At 70.3% G+C, this 5,291-nt stretch carries 5 protein-coding genes; 4 read left to right on the top strand and 1 reads right to left on the bottom strand.

What is annotated here, in order from left to right; all coding sequences use genetic code 11:
- Nucleotides 1-34 precede the first annotated feature (34 nt).
- Nucleotides 35-508, bottom strand: a complete 474-nt coding sequence (locus TVH25_RS20660; RefSeq protein WP_169622465.1) for an Lrp/AsnC family transcriptional regulator — start codon at nt 506-508, stop codon at nt 35-37.
- Between the two features lie 164 nt (nt 509-672).
- Here TVH25_RS20660 and pdhA point away from each other — a divergent pair, with 164 nt between their 5' ends.
- The 4 genes from pdhA to TVH25_RS20680 are packed head-to-tail and all read left to right on the top strand — an operon-like array spanning nt 673 to nt 5,285.
- Nucleotides 673-1,773: a pyruvate dehydrogenase (acetyl-transferring) E1 component subunit alpha gene (gene pdhA, locus TVH25_RS20665; protein WP_169652768.1), complete on the top strand. Its 1,101-nt coding sequence runs from the start codon at nt 673-675 to the stop codon at nt 1,771-1,773.
- On the top strand, nt 1,770-2,753 hold the full coding sequence (locus tag TVH25_RS20670) for an alpha-ketoacid dehydrogenase subunit beta (protein WP_169622463.1): 984 nt from the start codon (nt 1,770-1,772) through the stop codon (nt 2,751-2,753). Before pdhA ends, TVH25_RS20670 begins: the two co-directional genes overlap by 4 nt.
- 14 nt (nt 2,754-2,767) lie before the next feature.
- Nucleotides 2,768-4,060 carry a dihydrolipoamide acetyltransferase family protein gene (locus TVH25_RS20675; protein WP_422425366.1) on the top strand — a complete coding sequence of 431 codons (1,293 nt, stop codon included), beginning with the start codon at nt 2,768-2,770 and terminating at the stop codon, nt 4,058-4,060.
- Nucleotides 4,061-4,106: 46 nt separating this feature from the next.
- A complete protein-coding gene (locus TVH25_RS20680) occupies nt 4,107-5,285 on the top strand; it encodes an MFS transporter (protein WP_346765222.1) in 1,179 nt (392 codons plus the stop codon).
- Nucleotides 5,286-5,291 lie beyond the last annotated feature (6 nt).

The following is a 5,291-nucleotide window of genomic DNA, read 5'->3' on the forward strand; positions in this document are numbered from 1 at the left end:
GGTGGGGCCCCGGGCGCCCCCCCCACCGCCGACGCTATCGGGCTCCGGCCGCACGCCGAAGGAGCGGCTCGGTGCGCTGCGGGACGAGTTCGCGCATCACGAGCGACATGTCGGTGCGCTCGACGCCCGGAATCCCGAGAATCCGCTCCGCCAGCCGATAGAGATCGTCGGCGTCGCGCGCCACGATCTTCACCGACAGGTCGATCGGACCGGTCACCCCGTACACCTCGGTGACCTCGGGGATCTGTGCCAACTCCTCGACGACCGCGTCGAGCCGGTGCTGATCGACCTGGGTGGCGACATAGGCCGCGAGCGGGTACCCGAGCGCGACGGGGTCGACGCGGCGATCGAACGAGGCGAGGACCCCTTCCGACTCCCACCGGCTCAGCCGCGCCTGAACCGTGTTGCGCGAGAGTCCGAGTCGCTGCGACAACTCCACCCCGGTTGCTCTCGGCGTACGAGCGAGTTCGAGCAGCAAACGTGCGTCCGTCCCGTCCAGACTGGTCATTCTTCGCAGTGTGCCACTCCGAACCGCCCGGCGACCGTGCTTCCTGCACACTGCGCGACGCATCGATTGCGCACTCGTCCCAGAAGTGGATCATGTGAGGTACACCACTCACATTCCGGCGCGGCCCACCCGGCTCACCCGGACAGCACCCACGAGGTGACCCGATGGTTGCACCCACGACCCACCCGGTCCAGTTGATCCAGCCCGACGGGCAACGCGTCCACAACCCCGCTTACAGCGGACTGGTCGCCGATATCGGACCCGCCCGACTCCGCGACCTCTACCGCGACCTGGTCGTCGTCCGCCGGCTCGACAACGAGGCGATCGCGCTGCAGCGCCAGGGCGAACTCGGCCTCTGGGCGCCGATGACGGGCCAGGAGGCCGCACAAGTCGGGTCGGCCCGGGCACTGGAAACCGACGACTACGTCTTCACGAGCTACCGCGAGCACGCCGTCGCCTGGTGTCGTGGTGTCGATCCCGCCGACATGACCGCCCTGTGGCGCGGCTGTGCCCACTCGGGATGGGACCCGGCCACCGTCAACACGACCAATCCCGCCATCGTCGTCGGGGCACAGGGCTTGCACGCGACGGGCTACGCCATGGGAGCCAAGCTCGACGGCGCCGACATCGCCACGATCGTGTATTTCGGCGACGGCGCGACGAGCCAGGGCGACCTGTCGGAGGCGCTCGGATTCGCGGTCGGCTGGGGCGCCGGCGTCGTCTTCTTCTGCCAGAACAACCACTGGGCGATCAGTGCCCCCACGCAGATGCAGAGCCCGGTGCCGCTCGCACAGCGCGCCGCGGGCTTCGGAATGCCCGCCGTGCAGGTCGACGGCAACGACGTCCTCGCCGTTCTCGCGGTCACCCGGCAAGCCGCCCGGCACGCGCGCGAAGGCTCCGGACCGTTCTTCGTCGAAGCGCTCACCTACCGGATGGGACCGCACACCACATCGGACGATCCGAGCAGGTACCGCACACCCGCAGACCTCGAAGCGTGGAAGGTACGCGATCCGCTGGACCGCATGCGACGTCTCCTCGAACGCGAAAACCTTGCCGATCGGGCATTCTTCGACGACGTGGACACGACCGCGCAGGACGCGGCGACGCGGTTGCGGCGCGGCACGCTCGAACTGCCCGACCCGCATCCGCTGACGATGTTCGACCATGTCTACGCCACCGACCATGCGCTGCTCGCGGACGAACGTGCCGGTTACACCGACTATCTCGCGAGTTTCACCGGCGCCGACGAGGAGGCAGTGCGATGACCACCACGACGATGGCGCTCGGCGCGGCACTCAACGCCGGCTTGCGCCGCGCACTCGAACAGGACCGGAAAGTAATTCTGATGGGCGAGGACGTGGGCAGGCTCGGCGGCGTCTTCCGGGTCACCGACACCTTGCAGAAGGATTTCGGTGAAGCGCGAGTGATGGACACTCCTCTGGCCGAATCCGGCATCGTGGGAACGGCATTCGGGATGGCCCTGCGCGGCTACCGCCCGGTGTGCGAAATCCAGTTCGACGGATTCGTCTACCCCGCGTTCGACCAGATCGTCTCGCAGGTGGCGAAAATCCGTTACCGCACCGCGGGAGCGGTCACCGCGCCACTGACCATCCGCATCCCCTACGGCGGCGGCATCGGCGCGGTCGAGCACCATTCGGAATCGCCCGAGGCATATTTCGCCCACACCGCCGGTCTCCGGGTGGTCAGTCCGGGCAGCCCGTCCGACGCGTACTGGATGATTCAGCAGGCTGTCGCGCTCGACGACCCCGTGGTCTTCCTCGAACCGAAACACCGGTACTGGGAACGCGGCGAGGTCGATGTGGACACCGGACCCGATCTTCCCCTCGACCGTGCGCGCATCCTGCGAGCCGGAAGCGACGTCACCGTGGTCACTTTCGGCGCGATGGTGCCCACCGCCCTGCAGGCTGCGGACATCGCTGCGGCCGAGGGCCGGTCACTCGAGGTGATCGATCTGCGGTCGCTCTCGCCCATCGATTTCGACACCGTCGAAGCGTCGGTGCGCCGCACCGGACGCCTCGTGGTGCTGCAGGAGGCGCCGGTGTTCTGCGGGATCGGCGCCGAGATCGCCGCCCGGACCGCCGAGCGTTGCTTCTACCAACTCGAAGCGCCGGTCCTCCGCGTCGGCGGATTCGACATTCCGTACCCGCCGGCAAAACTCGAATCCCACCACCGGCCGGACCCGGACCGCATCCTCGATGCGGTGGATCGCGCACTCGCGGCATGACGAAGGGAGTGGCGATGTCACAGTCCGTCGAGGAGTTCCGCCTGCCCGATCTCGGGGAGGGACTCACCGAGGCCGAGTGGGTGTCGTGGTCGGTGCAGATCGGCGACCGCCTCGAGCTCAATCAGGTCATCGGCGAGGTGGAGACGGCGAAGGCGACCGTCGAGTTGCCGTCGCCACATGCCGGCACGGTCGCCGAACTCCTTGTCGCACCGGGCCAGACGATCCCCGTGGGCAGCCCGCTGTTGCGGATCGCGGTCGGCGCGGAGCCGTCGGACGGCGCACAACCCGCGGCGTCCCCGGCGTCCGACGAGGCGCCCGCCGAAGCGCGTCCGGCGGTGCTGGTCGGCTACGGCCCGGGCGCCGCACCCGTCAGCCGGCGCGCGACACGGACCAACTCTGCCGGGACCTCGTCGAGCACCACCGGCGCGCCCGCGCCCCGCCCGGCCGCGAAACCGGGCGCGCGCCGGGAGGCGGCCCTGCTCGGGGTGGATCTCGCGGAGGTCGAGGGCTCCGGGCAGGGAGGGGCGATCACCCGGGACGATGTCCGGCGCGCGGCAGGACCCGATGCCGGGCACACCGAGACGGACACAATGCGACCCGCGTCGGCCACCAGCCGGGTGCCGATCCGCGGTGTCCGCAAACGCACGGCCGACGCTGTGACCCGCAGCGCGTTCACCGCACCGCACGCGACGGTGTTCCTCACCTGCGATGTGACGGCCACAGTCGACCTCGTGACGCGATTGCGCCGCGAACCTGCGTTCGACGGCCGTCACCTCACCGCGCTGACCGTCGTTGCCCGGGCATTGATGCGCGCGGTCGCCGAGGAACCGTCGCTCAACTCACGGTGGGACGACGACGCCCAGGAGATCGTCGTCCACCACGACGTCCATCTCGGGATCGCCGCCGCCACGCCGGACGGGCTGAAGGTTCCGGTCGTGCGCGACGCCCGGCATCTAGCGCTCCCGGACCTCGCGGGTGCGATCGCCGAGGCCGCCGATCGCGCCCGGACCGGCCGATCGACGCCCGCCGAGCTGACCGGTTCCACCGTGTCCGTCACCAACATCGGTGTCTTCGGCATCGAGGCGGGCACACCGATCCTCAACCCGGGCGAAGCGGCGATCCTCGCGGTCGGCGCCATCGCGGATCGTCCGTGGGTGATCGACGGTGCACTCGCCGTCCGCAAGGTCGCGAGCCTGTCGCTCTCGTTCGACCATCGCGTCGTCGACGGTGAGCAGGGCGGCCGCGCGCTCGCCGCGATCGGCCGCTTCCTCGGAGACCCGGTGCCCGCGCTGCTCGGCGGCGCGTAACGAGCCGGTGCCCGGCTTCGGGAGGCGAAATCGGTACCGTGCCCGCGTGACCGATTCTGTGCGGAAGAACGCCCGGCTCGCCCGCGCGCGCGTCGCGGTGTTCACGGTGTTCGGCGTGAACGGGTTCCTGCTCGCCATGTGGGTGGTGCACATCCCGGTGATCCTGGAGCGGGTCGGGACGGGGTACGCGACTCTCGGATCGCTGTTGCTGCTGCTCGCGGCGGGTGCGCTGTGCGGAATGCAGGTGACGGGACGGCTCGCCGACCGATTCGGCAGCCACCGCACGACGATCGTGTCGGCGCTCGCGCTGGCGGTCGTGGCCGTCGGGCCCGGACTCGCGACCGCGCCGTGGCAACTCGGCCTGGCCCTCGCGATCTTCGGGCTGGCGAACGGCGCACTCGACGTCTCGATGAACTCGCAGGCCGTGGTGCTCGAGCAACGGTACGAACGGCCGATCATGTCGGCGTTTCACGGAGTGTTCTCCGCCGGGGGCATCGCCGGGTCGCTGGTGGGTGCGGCCACCCTCGCGATGGAGGTGAGTCCTCCCGTCACGCTTGCGGCGGCGGGAGGAGTGGCGGTATGCCTGGTCGCATGGGCCGGGCGGCATCTCGTGCGCACCACGCCCGTTCCTCGCCGGTCGCCGTCCGGGCGACGCGGCGGCTATTCCCGGCGGGTGGTGCTGCTCGGTGGTGTCGCGTTCGCGCTGATGCTCTGCGAAGGGGTCGCCAACGACTGGAGTGCCCTCCAGGTCCAGGAGCGACTCGACAGTCCGGCGTCGGTGGCCGCGCTCGCGTTCGGGGCGTTCTCCGCGACGATGACGCTCGGCAGGTTCGTCGCCGACCGGGTGAGCGCGCGTATCGGCAGCGCCGGCGTGATCCGGTACGGAACGCTGATGGCGGCCGTCGGCATGGGCACGGTGATGGCGTCGCCGGTTCTCCCCCTGACGCTCGCCGGGTGGGCGCTCTTCGGTCTCGGACTGTCCGGTGCCGTACCCCAGCTGTTCACCGCGGCAGGCAATCTCGACTCCGGGTCGCCCGGTGCCGACATGTCCCGCGTCGTGGGCCTGGGCTATCTCGGGTTCCTGGCGGGACCGGCCTGTATCGGGTGGGTGTCCGAGGCGACGTCTCTCACCACGGCGATGGCGGTGCCGCTCGTCTGCGTACTCGTCGCGGCGCTGCTCGCCCCGGTGCTCACGGCCCCGACGACACCGGCGCCCACGCGGTGATCCGCG

It is taken from the genome of Rhodococcus sp. 7Tela_A2 (genome assembly GCF_049311045.1).
Lineage (GTDB): Bacteria > Actinomycetota > Actinomycetes > Mycobacteriales > Mycobacteriaceae > Rhodococcus.

Coding starts and splice junctions, on each gene's coding strand:
- TVH25_RS20660 (WP_169622465.1), bottom strand. CDS start 508: ATGACCAGTCTGGACGGGACGGACGCACGTTTGCTGCTCGAACTCGCT.
- pdhA (WP_169652768.1), top strand. CDS start 673: ATGGTTGCACCCACGACCCACCCGGTCCAGTTGATCCAGCCCGACGGG.
- TVH25_RS20670 (WP_169622463.1), top strand. CDS start 1,770: ATGACCACCACGACGATGGCGCTCGGCGCGGCACTCAACGCCGGCTTG.
- TVH25_RS20675 (WP_422425366.1), top strand. CDS start 2,768: ATGTCACAGTCCGTCGAGGAGTTCCGCCTGCCCGATCTCGGGGAGGGA.